The sequence below is a fragment of the Streptomyces sp. AC602_WCS936 genome (assembly GCF_019049125.1).
In the GTDB taxonomy this organism is placed as follows: Bacteria; Actinomycetota; Actinomycetes; order Streptomycetales; family Streptomycetaceae; genus Streptomyces.
In genome coordinates this window covers 142,935-160,046 of sequence record NZ_JAGMUF010000120.1, presented here as the reverse complement: position 1 = coordinate 160,046, position 17,112 = coordinate 142,935, and the positions used below count along the sequence as shown (strand labels likewise).

The 17,112-nt window shown below is 71.4% G+C and carries 14 protein-coding genes; 11 read left to right on the top strand and 3 right to left on the bottom strand.

From position 1 onward, the window contains the following. Positions 1–170: 170 nt before the first annotated feature. From gap to pgi, 6 genes are all read left to right on the top strand, one after another. Positions 171–1,178 carry a type I glyceraldehyde-3-phosphate dehydrogenase gene (gene gap / locus KUM03_RS33150; RefSeq protein WP_073721661.1) on the top strand — a complete coding sequence of 336 codons (1,008 nt, stop codon included), beginning with the start codon at positions 171–173 and terminating at the stop codon, positions 1,176–1,178. 142 nt (positions 1,179–1,320) lie between these two features. Then, positions 1,321–2,538, top strand: a complete 1,218-nt coding sequence (pgk, locus tag KUM03_RS33145) for a phosphoglycerate kinase (RefSeq protein ID WP_217254273.1) — start codon at positions 1,321–1,323, stop codon at positions 2,536–2,538. 5 nt (positions 2,539–2,543) lie between these two features. Further along, entirely contained in the window at positions 2,544–3,320 is a 777-nt protein-coding gene (tpiA, locus tag KUM03_RS33140) for a triose-phosphate isomerase (RefSeq protein ID WP_217254272.1), read from the top strand. Between the two features lie 132 nt (positions 3,321–3,452). Then, positions 3,453–3,683, top strand: coding sequence for a preprotein translocase subunit SecG (gene secG / locus KUM03_RS33135; RefSeq protein ID WP_055416354.1), 231 nt, complete (start codon positions 3,453–3,455; stop codon positions 3,681–3,683). 247 nt (positions 3,684–3,930) lie between these two features. Further along, positions 3,931–4,218 (top strand): RNA polymerase-binding protein RbpA, encoded by a 288-nt coding sequence (locus KUM03_RS33130; protein WP_007448238.1) that lies wholly within the window; start codon positions 3,931–3,933, stop codon positions 4,216–4,218. A 102-nt stretch (positions 4,219–4,320) separates the two neighbouring features. Next, positions 4,321–5,973 (top strand): glucose-6-phosphate isomerase, encoded by a 1,653-nt coding sequence (pgi, locus tag KUM03_RS33125; protein ID WP_217254271.1) that lies wholly within the window; start codon positions 4,321–4,323, stop codon positions 5,971–5,973. A gap of 34 nt (positions 5,974–6,007) precedes the next feature. Here pgi and KUM03_RS38735 read toward each other — a convergent pair whose 3' ends face one another. From KUM03_RS38735 to KUM03_RS33105, 3 genes are read right to left on the bottom strand one after another with little or no spacing between them, the layout of a single operon-like run. Next, complete coding sequence (locus KUM03_RS38735; protein ID WP_308406470.1) at positions 6,008–8,881, bottom strand: FtsX-like permease family protein; 2,874 nt, start codon at positions 8,879–8,881, stop codon at positions 6,008–6,010. A gap of 60 nt (positions 8,882–8,941) precedes the next feature. Continuing rightward, positions 8,942–9,709: an ABC transporter ATP-binding protein gene (locus KUM03_RS33110; protein WP_217254270.1), complete on the bottom strand. Its 768-nt coding sequence runs from the start codon at positions 9,707–9,709 to the stop codon at positions 8,942–8,944. Beyond that, positions 9,706–10,221 (bottom strand): PadR family transcriptional regulator, encoded by a 516-nt coding sequence (locus tag KUM03_RS33105; protein WP_073721647.1) that lies wholly within the window; start codon positions 10,219–10,221, stop codon positions 9,706–9,708. Before KUM03_RS33105 ends, KUM03_RS33110 begins: the two co-directional genes overlap by 4 nt. Positions 10,222–10,328: 107 nt before the next feature. On the opposite strand from KUM03_RS33105, the gene KUM03_RS33100 reads away from it, so the two are divergent. From KUM03_RS33100 to KUM03_RS33080, 5 genes are all read left to right on the top strand, one after another. After that, a complete protein-coding gene (locus tag KUM03_RS33100; protein ID WP_217254269.1) occupies positions 10,329–11,594 on the top strand; it encodes an ABC transporter substrate-binding protein in 1,266 nt (421 codons plus the stop codon). A gap of 169 nt (positions 11,595–11,763) precedes the next feature. Continuing rightward, positions 11,764–13,389, top strand: a complete 1,626-nt coding sequence (locus KUM03_RS33095) for a glycoside hydrolase family 13 protein (protein ID WP_217254268.1) — start codon at positions 11,764–11,766, stop codon at positions 13,387–13,389. 47 nt (positions 13,390–13,436) lie between these two features. After that, positions 13,437–14,768: an ABC transporter substrate-binding protein gene (locus tag KUM03_RS33090; RefSeq protein ID WP_217254267.1), complete on the top strand. Its 1,332-nt coding sequence runs from the start codon at positions 13,437–13,439 to the stop codon at positions 14,766–14,768. A gap of 13 nt (positions 14,769–14,781) precedes the next feature. Next, the gene (locus tag KUM03_RS33085) at positions 14,782–16,149 is read left to right on the top strand and encodes an ABC transporter permease subunit (RefSeq protein WP_217254266.1); all 1,368 of its coding nucleotides are present in this window, start codon (positions 14,782–14,784) and stop codon (positions 16,147–16,149) included. Next, the gene (locus KUM03_RS33080) at positions 16,146–16,985 is read left to right on the top strand and encodes a carbohydrate ABC transporter permease (protein ID WP_217254265.1); all 840 of its coding nucleotides are present in this window, start codon (positions 16,146–16,148) and stop codon (positions 16,983–16,985) included. Before KUM03_RS33085 ends, KUM03_RS33080 begins: the two co-directional genes overlap by 4 nt. Positions 16,986–17,112: the final 127 nt, after the last annotated feature.

Sequence of the window (17,112 nt, the reverse complement as noted above, 5' to 3'; positions counted from 1 at the left end):
ACCCCGGGCGGCCCGTACCCCTACTGGCGGGTACGGGCCGCCCTGCCGGGAATGGGGCGTCTCGATGTCACCCCCGAGGCCCCGGAGAGGTAGGGTCGGTGGTGGTCGGGGACATCCCAAATACAGCTCGCCGGCACATCGGGTCGGCGTACCAACGAGGAGATCGGTTCGTGACGATCCGCGTAGGCATCAACGGCTTTGGCCGCATCGGTCGTAACTACTTCCGCGCGCTGCTGGAGCAGGGTGCAGACATCGAGATCGTGGCTGTCAACGACCTGGGTGACACCGCGACCACCGCCCACCTGCTGAAGTACGACACCATCCTCGGGCGCCTCCCGTACGAGGTCTCGCACACCGAGGACACCATCACCGTCGGCGACAAGACCATCAAGGTCCTCGCCGAGCGCAACCCGGCCGACATCCCGTGGGGCGAGCTGGGCGTCGACGTCGTCATCGAGTCGACCGGCATCTTCACGAAGAAGGCCGACGCCGAGAAGCACATCGCGGGCGGCGCGAAGAAGGTCCTCATCTCGGCCCCGGCCAAGGACGAGGACGTCACCATCGTGATGGGCGTCAACCAGGACAAGTACGACCCGGCGAACCACCACGTCATCTCCAACGCCTCCTGCACCACCAACTGCGTGGCGCCGATGGCCAAGGTCCTCGACGAGAACTTCGGCATCGTCAAGGGCCTGATGACGACGGTCCACGCGTACACGAACGACCAGCGCATCCTGGACTTCCCGCACAAGGACCTGCGCCGCGCCCGTGCCGCCGCGGAGAACATCATCCCGACCACCACGGGCGCCGCCAAGGCCACCGCGCTGGTCCTCCCGCAGCTCAAGGGCAAGCTGGACGGCATCGCCATGCGCGTCCCGGTCCCGACCGGCTCGGTCACCGACCTCGTCCTGGAGCTCGGCCGCGAGGTCACCAAGGAAGAGGTCAACGCCGCCTTCCAGAAGGCCGCCGAGGGCGAGCTCAAGGGCATCCTGGAGTACACCGAGGACGCGATCGTCTCCTCGGACATCGTCAACGCCCCGGCGTCCTGCACCTTCGACTCGTCCCTGACCATGGTCCAGGACGGCAAGAACGTGAAGGTCATCGGCTGGTACGACAACGAGTGGGGCTACTCCAACCGCCTCGTCGACCTCACGGTCTTCGTCGGCAACCAGCTCTGATCCAGCCGGACCCAACAGGCACCTCGCATGCGACAGCAGGGCTCGGGCAGCGCAAGGGCGCGCTGCCCGGGCCCTGCGTCGCGTCCGCGGCTGCCCGCCCTCGTAGGATCACGAGCGATCCGAGAACCCAGGAGCCCACTGCATGAAGACGATCGACGAACTGCTCTCCGAAGGCGTCACCGGCAAGCGCGTCTTCGTCCGCGCCGACCTCAACGTGCCGCTCGACGGCACCACCATCACCGACGACGGCCGCATCCGCGCCGTGGTGCCCACCGTCAAGGCCCTGGCCGACGCGGGCGCGCGCGTGATCGTCGCCTCGCACCTGGGCCGCCCCAAGGGCGCCCCGGACCCGGTCTTCTCCCTCGCCCCGGCCGCCGCCCGCCTCGGTGAGCTGCTCGGCGAGGGCACCGCCGTCGCCTTCGCCGAGGACACGGTCGGCACCGCCGCCGAGTCCACGGTCGCCGGCCTCGCGGACGGTCAGGTCGCGGTCATCGAGAACCTGCGCTTCAACGCCGGCGAGACCAGCAAGGACGACGCCGAGCGCGCCGCCTTCGCCGACAGGCTGGCCGGCCTCGCGGACGTGTACGTCGGCGACGGCTTCGGTGCCGTGCACCGCAAGCACGCGTCGGTCTACGACCTGCCGAAGAAGCTCCCGCACTACGCCGGCTACCTCATCGCCACCGAGGTCGGCGTCCTGAAGAAGCTCACCGACGACGTCCAGCGTCCCTACGTGGTCGCCCTCGGCGGCGCCAAGGTCTCCGACAAGCTCGCAGTCATCGACCAGCTGCTCGGCAAGGCCGACCGGCTCCTCATCGGCGGCGGCATGGCGTACACCTTCCTCAAGGCCAAGGGCCACGAGGTCGGCATCTCCCTCCTCCAGGAGGACCAGATCCCGGTCGTCAAGGAGTACATGGAGCGCGCCGAGAAGAACGGCGTCGAGCTGGTCCTCCCCGTCGACGTGCTGGTCTCGTCCGAGTTCCCGGACCTGAAGACCAAGGCCCCGGCCAACCCCACCACCGTCGCCGCGGACGCCATCCCCGCCGACCAGGAGGGTCTGGACATCGGTCCCGAGACCCGCAAGCTGTACGCCTCGAAGCTCGCCGACGCCGCCACCGTCTTCTGGAACGGCCCGATGGGCGTCTTCGAGCACCCCGACTACGCCGAGGGCACCAAGGCGGTCGCCCAGGCCCTCGTCGACGCCCCGGGCTTCACCGTGGTCGGCGGCGGCGACTCCGCCGCGGCCGTCCGCACGCTCGGCTTCGACGAGAACGCATTCGGCCACATCTCGACCGGCGGCGGCGCCTCCCTCGAATACCTCGAGGGCAAGACGCTCCCCGGCCTCGCCGCACTGGAGGACTGACCCCGATGACCACCCGCACGCCGCTGATGGCGGGCAACTGGAAGATGAACCTCAACCACCTCGAGGCCATCGCCCACGTCCAGAAGCTCGCCTTCGCCCTCGCGGACAAGGACTACGACGCCGTCGAGGTCGCCGTCCTCGTCCCCTTCACCGACCTGCGCTCGGTGCAGACCCTGGTCGAGCACGACAAGCTGAAGATCAAGTACGGCGCCCAGGACGTCTCCGCCCAGGACGGCGGCGCCTACACCGGCGAGATCTCCGGCCCGATGCTGGCCAAGCTCCGCTGCACCTACGTCGCCATCGGCCACTCCGAGCGCCGGCAGTACCACGCCGAGACCGACGAGCTGGTCAACGCCAAGGTCAAGGCCGCCTACAAGCACGGCCTGACCCCGATCATGTGCGTCGGCGAGGAGCTGGAGGTCCGCGAGGCGGGCAACCACGTCGCCCACACCCTCGCCCAGGTCGAGGGCGGCCTGAAGGACCTCCCGGCCGAGCAGGCCGAGACGATCGTGATCGCCTACGAGCCCGTGTGGGCCATCGGCACCGGCAAGGTCTGCGGCGCGGAGGACGCCCAGGAGGTCTGCGCGGCCATCCGTGGCAAGCTCGCCGAGCTGTACTCCGAGGAGCTGGCCGACAAGGTCCGCATCCAGTACGGCGGCTCGGTCAAGTCCGGCAACGTCGCCGAGATCATGTCGCAGGCCGACATCGACGGCGCGCTGGTCGGAGGGGCCTCGCTGGACTCGGACGAGTTCGTCAAGATCGTCCGCTTCCGCGACCAGTAGAACCGCCGGTCACATCGACCGGTGAGTATGCGCTAGCGGCGATACGTCGTACCCTTGCGGGGGCATGGTGGCCTGCTGTCACCGTGCCCCCGTCGTTCATCCGAAGCCGAGGAAGTTGGTCCAGCCGTGGTTATGGGGTTCTCGATCGCCCTGATCGTCTTCAGCCTGTTGCTGATGCTGCTGGTGCTGATGCACAAGGGGAAGGGCGGCGGCCTCTCCGACATGTTCGGTGGCGGCATGCAGTCGTCCGTCGGCGGCTCCTCGGTCGCCGAGCGCAACCTCGACCGGATCACCGTGGTGGTCGGTCTGCTGTGGTTCGCGTGCATCATGGTGCTCGGCCTGCTGATGAAGGCGAACAACTGACACGTCACGCACTCGATCACGTAAAGCCCCATGTTCGGTACGCGCCGCAAGGCGCCGCCTATCATGGGGCTTGCGTCTGAGCGCTGGAGCTTGTAACTCCAATCACTGGACGCGCGTTGGGCCTTACGTAGACTGAGGCGCTCGCAGCGAAGCGAAACGCCGACTCGCTTCGCGGCACCATCACGCAGGGAGTTACACCGTGGCAAGTGGCAACGCGATCCGGGGAAGCCGGGTCGGGGCGGGGCCGATGGGCGAGGCCGAGCGCGGCGAGTCCGCGCCGCGTCTGCGCATCTCCTTCTGGTGCTCCAACGGACACGAGACACAGCCGAGCTTCGCGAGCGACGCACAGGTCCCCGAGACCTGGGACTGCCCGCGCTGCGGCTTCCCCGCCGGACAGGACCGGGACAACCCGCCGGACCCGCCGCGCACCGAGCCCTACAAGACGCACCTCGCGTACGTGCGCGAGCGTCGCAGCGACGCGGACGGCGAGGCGATCCTCGCGGAGGCGCTCGCCAAACTGCGGGGCGAGATCTAGCCCCCGTCGCTGTCGGTCTTCTTCCGTACTGACCGTACTGATCAATTAGGTTGGACCAGCCGGGACAGCTGGGACACCCAAGGAAGAAGGCTGACGTCCGACATGAACGCAGACGGCCGTACCAGGCTCGACCAGACGCCCGAATGGACCGCGCTGGCCAAGCACCGCGACCAGCTCGGCGAGGTGCGGCTGCGCGAACTCTTCGCCGCCGACCCGGACCGCGGCACCGGCTGCACGCTCCGGGTGGGAGACCTGTACGTCGACTACTCCAAGCACCTCGTCACCGACGAGACCCTGCGGCTGCTGCGAGAGCTGGCCGCCGCCACCGACGTCTTCGGCCTGCGCGACGCGATGTTCCGCGGCGAGAAGATCAACACCACCGAGGACCGGGCGGTCCTGCACACCGCGCTGCGCGCCCCGCGGGACGCGGTGATCGAGGTCGACGGCGAGAACATCGTCCCCAAGGTGCACGCGGTGCTGGACAAGATGGCCGCCTTCGCGGACCGGATCCGCTCCGGCGAGTGGACCGGCCACACCGGCAAGCGCATCCGCAACGTCGTCAACATCGGCATCGGCGGCTCCGACCTCGGTCCGGCGATGGCGTACGAGGCGCTGCGCGCCTTCACCGACCGGGACCTGACGGTCCGTTTCGTCTCCAACGTCGACGGCGCCGACCTGCACGAGGCGACCCGTGACCTGGACCCGGCCGAGACGCTGTTCGTCATCGCCTCCAAGACCTTCACCACCATCGAGACGGTCACCAACGCCACCTCCGCCCGGACCTGGCTGCTGAACGCCCTCGGTGACAATGCCGCGGTCGCCAGGCACTTCGTCGCCCTGTCGACGAACGCCGGGAAGGTCGCCGAGTTCGGTATCGACACGGCCAACATGTTCGAGTTCTGGGACTGGGTCGGCGGCCGGTACTCGTACGACTCGGCGATCGGGCTGTCCCTGATGATCGCCATCGGCCCGGGCCGCTTCCGCGAGATGCTCGACGGCTTCCACCTCGTCGACGAGCACTTCCGCACCGCCCCCGCCGAGTCCAACGTGCCCCTGCTGATGGGGCTGCTGGGCATCTGGTACGGCAACTTCCTGGGCGCCCAGTCGCACGCCGTACTGCCGTACAGCCACTACCTGTCGCGGTTCACCGCCTACCTCCAGCAACTCGACATGGAGTCCAACGGCAAGTACGTCGGCCGGGACGGACGCGAGGTGGAGTGGCAGACCGGCCCGGTCGTGTGGGGCACGCCCGGCACCAACGGTCAGCACGCCTACTACCAGTTGATCCACCAGGGCACGAAGCTGATCCCGGCGGACTTCATCGGCTTCGCCCAGCCGGTCGCCGAGCTCAGCGACGAGCTGAAGGCCCAGCACGACCTGCTGATGGCCAACTTCTTCGCCCAGACCCAGGCGCTGGCCTTCGGCAAGACGCCCGACGAGGTGCGCGCCGAGGGCGTCCCGGAGGAGCTCGTCCCGCACAAGACGTTCAAGGGCGACCATCCGACGACCACGATCCTCGCCCGCGAGCTGACCCCGTCGGTGCTCGGACAGCTCGTCGCCCTCTACGAGCACAAGGTGTTCGTCCAGGGCGCCGTCTGGAACATCGACTCCTTCGACCAGTGGGGCGTCGAACTGGGCAAGGTGCTTGCCAAGCGCGTCGAGCCGGCGCTCACCGAGGGTGCCGGGGTCCCCGGCCTGGACGCCTCCACCAAGGCGCTGGTCGCCGCCTACCGGGAGCTGCGCGGCCGGCAGTGAGCGGAGCGCGTGCGCGGTGGCCCGGCCCCTCCGGTCAGGCCACCGCGCTGAGCGTGTCCGCGAGACGGCGCCGGGCCGCACGGGCCGACGGCACCGCGGCCAGCGCCGCCGCACCGAGCACGGCAGCCGCACCCACCAGCACCAGGAGCACGGGGGAGGGGGCCCGGGCGATCCCCGCGCCGATGCCGCTGGAGGCGCCCTGGGCGTCGATCAGCCAGTGGGCGAGCGGCAGCCCGAGGGCGGCGGCCAGGAGCACGGCCGCCAGGGCGGTGCACCCGGTGGCCGTGACCGTGATGCCGGTGATCTGGCGCGGGGACAGTCCGATCGCCTTGAGGGCGAGCAGGTCCCGTTCGCTCTCCCGGACGGTGCCGCCGATCGCGGTGAGCAATTCGATCAGCCCGACGAGGGCGAGGACGGCGATCAGCCCGAGGACCACTCCGCGCAGCGGGGACAGCCCGTCGGCCGGGTTCGCCACGGCGTGCACGTCGAGCCGTCCGTGCCCGGCCTCGGCGAGCCGGCCGGCGACCTCGTCCGGGTCGGCGCCGGCGTGCAGGCGCAGCTGGTAGAGGGCCGGTTCGAGCCGCGGGTCGTTCTCCCGGAGGGTGTCCAGGGACGTCGAGATGACCCGGCCCGCGTTCTCCGGCTCGATGCTGCGGCCCACGATGTGCAGGATCTGCGGCCGGTCCCCGACGGTCATCCGCACCCAGTCGCCGACCCCGACCTCCAGCAGGTCCAGCAGCCCCTGCCCGGCTACCGCCTCGTCCGGCCCGTGCGCGCGGCGGCCCTCGGCCAGCGCGTACGGGTAGGGGGCCTCGCGGGTGCCGAGCCCGCGCAGCGCGATCGTCGCGGTCTGGCCCGGCACCAGGGCGGCCACCTCGACGCCCGGGTAGGCGGCGGCGACCCCGGGGTCGCGTTCCAGCAGGGCCCGGATGCCGGCCGTACCGGCACCGGCCTCGGCGCGGACGGTGAGCGCGGTCGGCAGGCCGATCTGCTCGGGGCGGTCGTGGAAGCGGTCGATGGTGGTCCACGCGCTCATCGCGACCACGATCAGCAGCAGCGGCAGCGTGAGGCGCGCGACCGTGGCGAACGAGCGCGGGCGGCGGGCGAACGCCTTGTGCCAGCCGAGCACGAGCGCGGGCGGCACCCGCACCTCCAGCTCGCGCGTGCCGGATGCCCACTCGCCGGCCGCCCCGCGGCGACCGGTGCCGGCTCCTCGGCTGCCCGGGCCCCTGGCCTCGGCACGGCTCGGGCCGTCGACCTCTCCGGCCTCCGGGCCGTTGCCGCCTCCGCTGCCCGAGGGGCCGGCGTCCCCGTGGCCCGGGGTGCCGGGCTTGGTTGGGGTGGGTGTGCTGGGGGCTGTGGTGGTCCGGGCGTCGGGCTCTCCGGCCCCCGGGCCGTTGCTGCCTCCGCTGCCCGAGGGGCCGGCGTCCCCGTGGCCCGGGGTGGCGGGCTTGGTCGGGGTGGGCGTGCTGGGGGCTGTGGTGGTTCGGGCGTCGGGTTCTCCGGCCCTCGGGCCGTTGCTGCCTCCGCTGCCCGAGGGGCCGGCGTCCCCGTGGCCCGGGGTGGCGGGCTTCGTCGGGGCGGGCGTGCCGGAGGCCGCGGTGGTCCGGACGTCGAGCTCCCCGGCACCCCGGTCCCCGGCACTCCGGTCCCCGGCACTCCGGTCCCCGGCACCCCGGTCACCTCGCCCCCGTACCCGCACCGGCACCGGCACCGGCACCGGCACCCGGAACACCCGCAGCCCCAGCACCCGTCGAGCCGCCCTCGACAGCCCGCCGCCCTGCGCCGCAGCCGGGCGTGGCACCGGAACCGGCGGTACCCGGCCCGCCCGCCACGCCGCGAGGCCGGTGGTGGCGCCGATGAACAGGACCACGCACGCCGGTACGGCGAACAGCGCGACGGTGTGCCCGGGCAGCCCCTGCCACACGCCGAGCGCGTCCCCGAGCCGCCCCGGGACCCGGCTGCCGAGGGCCTGGGTGAGCCCGGCGGCGGCCACCGCGCCGAGCAGCGCGTACGCCAGGTGCTGGAGCAGGAAGACCCGCACCACCTGGCCCGGCGTGAAGCCGATCGCCTTCAGCACCGAGATGTCCCGCAGATGACCGCGGATACGGGTGCCGATCGCCCCGTGCACCGCCAGCCCCGCGGCCAGCAGCGCACCCAGCCCGAACAGACCGAGCACCTGACCGAGCAGCCGGTTGTCGCCCTGCGCCTCCGCACGGGCCTGCTCCCAGGTGGAGACCTGCCCGATCGCACCGGCGCCCAGCACGGTCACCGCCCGCTGCACGGCGTAGTCCGTCTCCCCGGGATCGGTCAGCCGCAGCCCGATCACCTGCCCGCCCGGGTCGGGCACCGCGTCCGGCGGCGCCCACACCAGGCCCGGCTGCTCGCCCGGCCGGTAGCGGCGTTCGGGGCTGTCGGCGATGCCGAGCACCGTGAGGGTGCGCGCCGTGCCGGGCAGGGTGAGGGTGTCGCCGGGCTGGGCCAGCAGCGCGCGGGCGAGGCGGCTCTCCAGGACCACCCCGTCGGGATCGGCCGGGTCGAGCCAGTGCCCTGCGGTGATCAGTGGCCGCCCCACGTCGGGCTGCTCGGCGGTGCCGCGCAGCTCGACGGAGGCGCGGGTGCCGCGTACGGCGACGGTGGTGGAGGCGGTGGGGTAGGGGCCGGCGACGGACTGGACGCCGTCCAGCGCGGCCAGCTCCCCGGTGTCGGCGGCGCGGTCGGTGTGCAGCCAGACGTGCGCGCCGCGGGCCTCGGTGAAGACCCGCTGCCACGGGTTGGTCGCGTACCCGAACAGGGCCGTGGCCAGCAGCAGCGAGGCGACGATCCCGGCGGTGGCGAGGACGAGGAACAGCGCCTCGCCCCGGTGCGTGCGCAGATCGGAGTGGGCCCAGCGCAGGGTGGCTCGCACGGGCCTCAGCCCTCCGGTGAGCGGTGCACGCGGTGCACGCGGTGGTCGTACGCCCGCATGTCAGTCCCTGAGTTCCAGCACGGCGGACGCCCCCGGGCGGCGGCGCGGCGGCGCACCCGCGTCCAGTTCGGCGTCGTCGGCTATCCGCCCGTCGAAGAAGCTGATCACCCGGTCCGCGGCGCTCGCGAGCCGTGCGTCATGCGTGACCAGCAGGATCGTCTGGCCCCGCTGGTGGAAGCGGGACAGCAGCCGCATCACCTCGCGGGTGCCCTTGCTGTCCAGGCTGCCCGCGGGCTCGTCCGCCAGCAGCAGCGGCGGATGGTTCACCAGGGCCCGCGCCAGCGCCACCCGCTGCTGCTCGCCGCCGGACAGCTCACCGGGCATGCTGCGCTCCTTGCCCGTCAGGCCCAGCTCGGCCAGCAGCTCCTCCCGCTCGGCGCGCGCCCGCTTCGGCGGCAGCCCGGCGAGCAGGGCGGGCAGCTCGACGTTGTCGGCGACGGACAGGTCGGAGACCAGGTTGAAGAACTGGAAGACGATCCCGATCCGCTTCCTGCGCTCGACCGCCCAGCGTTTCTCGCTGTACGCGTCCGTGCACGCCCCGTCCAGCCAGAGGCGGCCGGAGTCCGGCCGCTGGAGCCCGCCGAGCAGATGCAGCAGCGTCGACTTCCCGGCACCGGACGGCCCGGTGATCGCCACGAACTCGCCCCGCCGCACGCACAGGTCGACCCCGCGCACGGCGTGCGCCGGGGCGCCCTCGCCGTGGTGCGTCTTGACCAGGCCCTCGGCGCGCAGCACGGGAGCGGGATCGGCACTCGTACCAGCGCTCACTCCAGCTCCTCCAGCTCTTCCTGGCACCGTTCCAGCCAGTCGAGGTCGGCCTGCAGGTGCAGCATCGCGCCCTCGATGAGGAGGTGGGCGACGCGGTTGTCCCGGTCTTCGGCGGCGGCCAGCTTCGACAGCTGCCGCATGGTGTTCAGGTACTGCCGCCGCTGCTTGTTGATCAGGGCGATCTGGTCGGCGAGCCCGGTCTGCGGAGCCAGGGCGAGCTTCATGAAGAACTCGTCCCGCACCCGCGGCTCGTCCGCCGTCTCCTCGTACCAGGCCCGCAGCTCCTCGCGCCCGGCCTCGGTGAGGTGGTAGACCTTCTTGTTGGGCCGGCTCGACTGCTCGATGTCCTCGCCCTCGATCAGTCCCGTCTTCTCGAGACGGCCGAGGGTGACGTAGATCTGGCCGACGTTCGGCTGAGGGTACGCGGAGCCCAGCAGTTGCTCAAGGTCCTGCTTCAGCTCGTAGCCGTGGGCCGGGCCGCGGGCCAGGAGAGCCAGGAGGTGCAGGCGCACTCAGCCGTCCCTCCCTTCTGGTCATGTGCTCCAGGCCCTAGTATCGCGCATACCTAACAGGTATACATGGCCTCTGACCGGTGTACGAGGGTGTACAGGAGGAACCTATGCGGTGGATCGACGCCGCCGGTAGGGGCCTCCTCGTCCTCCTCGTCATCCTGACCGGGTACGCCGCCTCCGGCGCCCGCGCGGAAGAGGGTGCCGCGAGCGGTCGCGGCCCGCTCACCCTGGCCACCGCCGGTGACCTCACCGGCTACCTCGGCCCGCTGCTGGAGGGCTGGAACCGCGCCCACCCCGGCGAACGCGTCACCCTCGTCGAACTGCCCGACTCCGCCGACGAGACCCGCGCACAGATGGCCACCGATCTGCGCGACGGCGGACGGCACCGCTTCGACGTCCTCAACATCGACGTCAACTGGACCTCCGAGTTCGCCGCCGCCGACTGGATACGCCCGCTGCCCCGCGACCGCTTCCCGCTCGGCACCTTCCTGCCGCCCGTCGTCGACACGGCGACCTACGACGGCCGTCTCTACGCCGTCCCGTACGTCACCAACGCCGGCCTGCTCCTGTACCGCAAGGACGTCCTGGCCGCGGAGGGCGTCCCGCCGCCGCGCACCTGGGCGGAGCTGGAGCGGTACGCCGAGACCATCGCCCCCAAGCACGGGCTGGACGGCTACGCGGGCCAGTTCCTGCCCTACGAGGGCCTGACCGTGAACGCCGCCGAGGCCGTCTACTCGGCCGGCGGCAGCATCCTCGGCGACGAGGGCGAACGCGTCACCGTGGACTCGGCGGCGGCCCGCGAGGGCATCGGGTTCCTGGCGCGCGGGGTGCGCGAGGGCTGGATACCGCGAGAGGCGCTGACCTACAAGGAGGAGGAGTCCAAGCAGGCCTTCCAGGACGGCCGCCTGCTCTTCCTGCGCAACTGGCCCTACGCCTACGTCAGTGCCTCCGCCCCGGACTCCGAAGTCGCCGGGAACGTCGGCGCCGTGCCGCTGCCGGGGCCCCACGGACCCGGCACCAGCGTCCTCGGCGGCTCCAACCTGGCCGTGGGCGCCCACGCCCGGCACCCCGACTCCGCCGCGCGCCTCATCGCGTACCTCACCAGCGAGCGCGTCCAGCGCCAGGTCCTCACGCGCGGCGCACTGCCGCCCGTACGGGCCGACCTGTACGAGGACCCCGCGCTCATCGAGGCGTTCCCCTACCTGCCGACCCTGCGCGAGAGCGTGCTCGCCGCCGCCCCGCGCCCCAAGAGCCCGCGCTACGACCAGGTCAGCCTGGCCGTGCAGGCGGTCGTGCACGACGCGATGGCCGGGCGGCAGACGCCCGAGGCCGCGGTGCGACGGCTGGCGCGCGAGCTGGCCGCCATCTCCTAGTTACGCGTTAGGTAACACCAGCGTCTCATCTGTGTCTGCTGTGGGGTGAAAAGTCGGCATATAAAGGCCCAACTATTCAGTAGTCTCTGTTCCGTTCATTGACACTCTCGCGTCACCGCTACCTAACATGCATGCATAACAGCGACCCCTCTACAGACAGGTTCCCGGGGTGAACAGGCACCACTGGTGGCGTGACGCGGTGATCTACCAGGTCTACGTCCGCAGCTTCCTCGACAGCACCGGCGACGGCGTCGGCGATCTCGCCGGTGTCCGGGCGGGACTGCCGTACCTGCGCAAACTCGGCGTGGACGGGATCTGGCTGAGCCCCTTCTACCCCTCACCTCAGCACGACCACGGTTACGACGTCGCCGACTACCGGGGCGTCGACCCGCTCTTCGGCGACCTCGACGAGTTCGACGCGCTGGTCGCCGCGGCCCGGCGGCTCGGCATCCGGGTCCTGCTCGACATCGTCCCCAACCACTGCTCCAGCGAGCACCCGTGGTTCCGCGAGGCACTTCGGGCGGGCCCCGGCGGCGAGGCGCGCGCCCGCTTCCACTTCGCCGACGGCCGCGGACCGGACGGCGACGAGCCGCCCAACAACTGGCACGCCATGTTCGGCGGCCCCGCCTGGACCCGCGTGACGGAGCCCGACGGCCGCCCCGGCCAGTGGTACCTGCACATGTTCACGCCCGAGCAGCCGGACTGGAACTGGCGCACCCCCGAGGTCGCCGCCGAGTTCGACCGGATACTCTGCTTCTGGCTGGACCGGGGCGTCGACGGCTTCCGCATCGACGTCGCCGCCGGCCTCTACAAGCACCCCGAACTGCCCGACTCCCCGGACCCGGAGGCCGACGCCCGCACCCGCGACTCGGTCAACCCGCTCGCCTGGAACCAGCCCGAGGTCCACGACGTCTGGCGGCACTGGCGCGCGGTCTGCGAGGAGTACACCGCCCGCGACGGCCGCGAACGCCTCCTCGTCGGCGAGGTGTCGGTCCCCAGCGCCCGCGAACACGCCCGCTACGTCCGCCCCGACGAACTCCACCAGGCCTTCTTCTTCGACCTCCTCGGCGCCCCCTGGGACCCCGACGCCTTCCGCAAGGTCATCTCCGAGGCCATGCAGGACATCGCCGGCACCGGCTCCACGGTCACCTGGGTCCTCAACAACCACGACCAGGTCCGCACCGTCACCCGCTACGGCGAACCCGCCACCGACGGCAGCGGCCTCGGCACCGCACGCGCCCGCGCAGCCGCGCTGCTGATGCTGGCGCTGCCCGGCGCCGCGTACATCTACCAGGGCGAGGAACTGGGCCTGCCCGAGGTCGTCGACCTGCCCGACGACGTGCTCACCGACCCGATCTTCCACCGCACCGGCAGCCGTGCCCGCGTCCGCGACGGCTGCCGCGTGCCGCTGCCCTGGTCGGGACAGGCGTCCCCGTTCGGCTTCACCGCCGGCGACGGGACCGCCAAGCCCTGGCTGCCGCAGCCCGAGTACTTCGCCGAGTACGCCACCGACCGCGCCCTCGCCGACACCCGCTCCTTCTGGCACCTGTACCGCGACGGCCTGCAACTCCGCTCCGAACTGCCCCAGCTGGGCGAGGGCACCCTGCGCTGGCTGGACACCCCGCCCGGCGTGCTCGCCTTCGTCCGCGGCGACGGCCTGGTCTGCGCCGTCAACTTCGGCACCGCCCCCACACCCGCCCCCGTCTCAGGCGCCCCGCTGCTCGCCAGCGACGGGCCCTGCCCGCCCGGCATCCTGCCCGGCTCCACCGCCGCCTGGTGGATCGCCGACCTCTGACCTCGTCTCCGACCTTTTCTCGCCCGACCCTCGAAGGGACATCAACGATGATGCGACGACGTAGCACCACCCTGCTCACCGGCTGCACCGCCCTGGTCCTCGCCCTCGGCGCCACCGCCTGCGGCGGCTCGGGGCCCGTCACGGCCGGTGGCGGCGACAAGGCGCTCGCCGGGCAGTCGGTCACCGTGGCCGGCGTCTGGTCCGGCACCGAGCAGGAGAACTTCCAGAAGGTGCTGGACGCCTTCACCGAGAAGACCGGCGCCAAGACCTCCTTCGTCTCCACCGGCGACAACGTCTCCACCGTCGTCGGCAGCAAGATCGAGGGCGGCAACGCCCCCGACGTCGTGATGGTCCCGCAGGTCGGCGTGCTCAAGCAGTTCGCCGGCAACGGCTGGCTGAAGCCGCTGTCCAAGACGGCCCAGAAGTCCGTCGGCACCAACTTCGCGGACGTCTGGCAGACGTACGGGACCGTCGACAACACCCTCTACGGCCTCTACTTCAAGGCCGCCCACAAGTCGACCGTCTGGTACAGCCCCGACGCCCTCGCCCAGGCCGGGGTCGAGCCGCCGAAGACGTACGACGAGATGCTGAAGGTTGGGCAGACCGTCTCCGACTCCGGGCTCGCCGCCTTCTCGGTCGCCGGGCAGGACGGCTGGACGCTGACCGACTGGTTCGAGAACATCTACCTCTCCCAGGCCGGACCCGAGAAGTACGACGCCCTCGCCGCCCACGAACTGAAGTGGACCGACGCGAGCGTCGTCGAGGCACTCACCACCCTCGGCAAGCTTTTCAAGGACAAGCAGCTCATCGAGGGCGGTCAGAAGGGTGCCCTGAACACCGACTTCCCGGGCTCCGTGGAGAAGGTCTTCGGTCCGGAGCCCGAGGCCGGCATGGTCTACGAGGGCGACTTCGTCGCCGGGGTCGCCAAGGACCAGTTCGGCAAGGAGATCGGCGAGGACGCGAACTTCTTCCCCTTCCCGGCGGTCGACGGCGGCGAGGCGCCGGTGGTCAGCGGCGGTGACGCGGCCGTCGTCCTCAAGGACGGCAAGAACTCCAAGGCCGGCATGGCGCTCCTGGAGTACCTCGCGACGCCGGAGGCCGCGGCCGTGTGGGCGAAGGCGGGCGGCTTCCTCTCCCCGAACAAGAACCTCGACCTCGCCTCCTACGGCGACGACGTCACCCGGGCCACCGCCGAGTCCCTCGTCGGCGCCGGGAACTCGGTCCGCTTCGACATGTCCGACCAGGCACCGGCGGCCTTCGGCGGCACCAAGGGCAAGGGCGAGTGGAAGATCCTCCAGGACTTCCTGCGCGACCCGTCCGACCCGAAGGCCACCGCCGCCGAGCTGGAAGCCGCGGCGGCCAAGGCCTACAAGGGCTGAGGGCTGACCAGTCATGACCTCCACCTTGGTGAAAAAGGCGAGCCCGCCCGCTGCCCCCGGTCCGGCGCCCGTACGGCGCCCCCGGCGGCGCCGGGCGGCCGTCGCCCTGCTCTTCGTGCTGCCCGCACTGCTGCTGCTGGGCGCCCTCGTCGTCTACCCCGTGCTGTTCTCCGTCGGCCGCAGCTTCTTCGACGCCTCCGGGACCCGCTTCGTGGGCGGCGACAACTACACCGAGATGTTCCGCGACCCGGCCACCCTCAAGGCCATCCGCAACACGGCGATCTGGGTCGTCGTCGCGCCCACCCTGCTGACCGGCCTCGGCCTGATCCTCGCCGTCCTGGTGGAGAAGGTCCGCTGGGCCACCGCCTTCAAGCTGCTCCTCTTCATGCCGATGGCGGTCTCCTTCCTCGCCGCCGGCATCATCTTCCGGCTCGCCTACGACCACGACCCGGACAAGGGCGTCCTCAACGCCGCCGTGACCGGCGTGCACGACGCCTTCGCCGGTACGTCGGGCTACCCGGGCGCCCGGGCACGGGAGGGGCAGGGCGGTGGCGGCCTGGTCAGGGCGGCGGACGGCTCGTACCGGACGAGCGTGGGCGTGTCCCCGGGTGACACGGTGGCCCTCGGCCTGGTCGGCGTGGCGCCCGATGACCTGCCGTCCGGCGCGAAGACCGCGTACGGGGCGGCGGGACAGGACGCCGCCGCCGACGAGGTGAGCGGTGTCGTCTACCTGGACTTCACGCCCGGCGGGGGAGGGGAGCAGGGCCGGGTGGACCGGCGGGAGAGCGGGCTGCCCGAGATGACGGTCGAGGCCGTGCGCGACGGCCGTACGGTCGCGACCACGACCACCGGGGACGACGGCTCCTTCCGCTTCGAGGGGCTGGACGAGGACTCCTACACCGTGAAGCTTCCCGCCTCGAACTTCGCCCCGCCCTACGAAGGCGTCTCCTGGCTCGGGCCCGCCCTCGTCACTCCCGCGATCATCGGGGCGTACCTGTGGATCTGGACCGGGTTCGCGATGGTGCTGATCGGCGCCGGGCTGTCCTCGCTGCCGCGGGACGCGCTGGAGGCGGCGCGGATGGACGGCGCCAACGAGTGGCAGATCTTCCGGCGGATCACCGTGCCGCTGCTGGCCCCGGTGCTCACGGTCGTCTTCATCACCCTCGTGATCAACGTGATGAAGGTCTTCGACCTCGTCTACATCATCGCGCCCGGCCCCGTGCAGGAGGACGCGACGGTGCTCGCGACGCAGATGTGGCTGGTGTCGTTCGGCGGCGGCAACAACCAGGGGCTCGGCAGCGCGCTCGGCGTACTGCTCCTGCTGCTCGTCGTGCCGGCCATGGTCTTCAACGTCCGCCGCTTCAAGAGGAGTCAGCGATGAACGCCGTCCGGCGGTATCTGGGCAACGGGATCGTCCAGGCCTTCCTCGTGCTCATCGGGCTGGTGTGGATGACGCCGCTGGCCGGGCTGTTCATCTCCTCGCTGCGGTCCTCCGAGGACACGGCGAAGGGCGGTTGGTGGACCGCCCTGGCCAGCCCCGGCCAGCTCTCCCTCGACAACTACTCCGCGCTGCTCGGCAACTCGGGCATCACCCAGGCCTTCTGGAACACGGTGCTGATCTCCGTGCCGACGACCGTGCTCGTCGTGGTCGTCGGAGCGCTCGCCGGGTACGCCTTCGCCTGGCTGGACTTCCCGGGGCGCGAGGCGGTCTTCCTGGTCGTCGTGGCGCTGCTGGTGGTGCCCGTACAGATCGGGCTGCTGCCGGTCGCCAAGCTCTTCGGCCAGCTGGGCCTGTTCGGGACCATCCCGGGCGTGGTCCTGTTCCACGTCGCGTACGGGCTGCCGTTCGCGGTCTTCCTGCTGCGGAACTACTTCGCCGAGATGCCCAAGGAGATGCTGGAGGCCGCGCGCATGGACGGCGGCAACGAGTGGCGGATCTTCACGCGGCTGGTGCTACCGGTCGGCAAGCCGGCCATCGCCAGCCTCGCGATCTTCCAGTTCCTGTGGGTGTGGAACGACATGCTGGTCGCGCTGCTGTTCGCGGACAGCTCGTCGCAGCCGCTGACGGTGGAACTCCAGTCGCAGATCCGGCAGTTCGGCAGCAACATCGATGTGCTGGCGCCGGGGGCGTTCCTGTCGCTGATGGTGCCGGTGGTGGTGTTCTTCGCGTTCCAGCGGCATTTTGTGCAGGGGGTTATGGCGGGGTCCGTTAAGTGACGGCGGGGGGTGGGGGCAGCGGGGAGGGTTTTCGCCCCCGCCGCCCCTTCCCGTTCCCGTCCCGGGGGCTGCGCCCCCAGACTCCCGCTTTCGGCCTGAACGGCCTCGTCCTCAAACGCCGGACGGG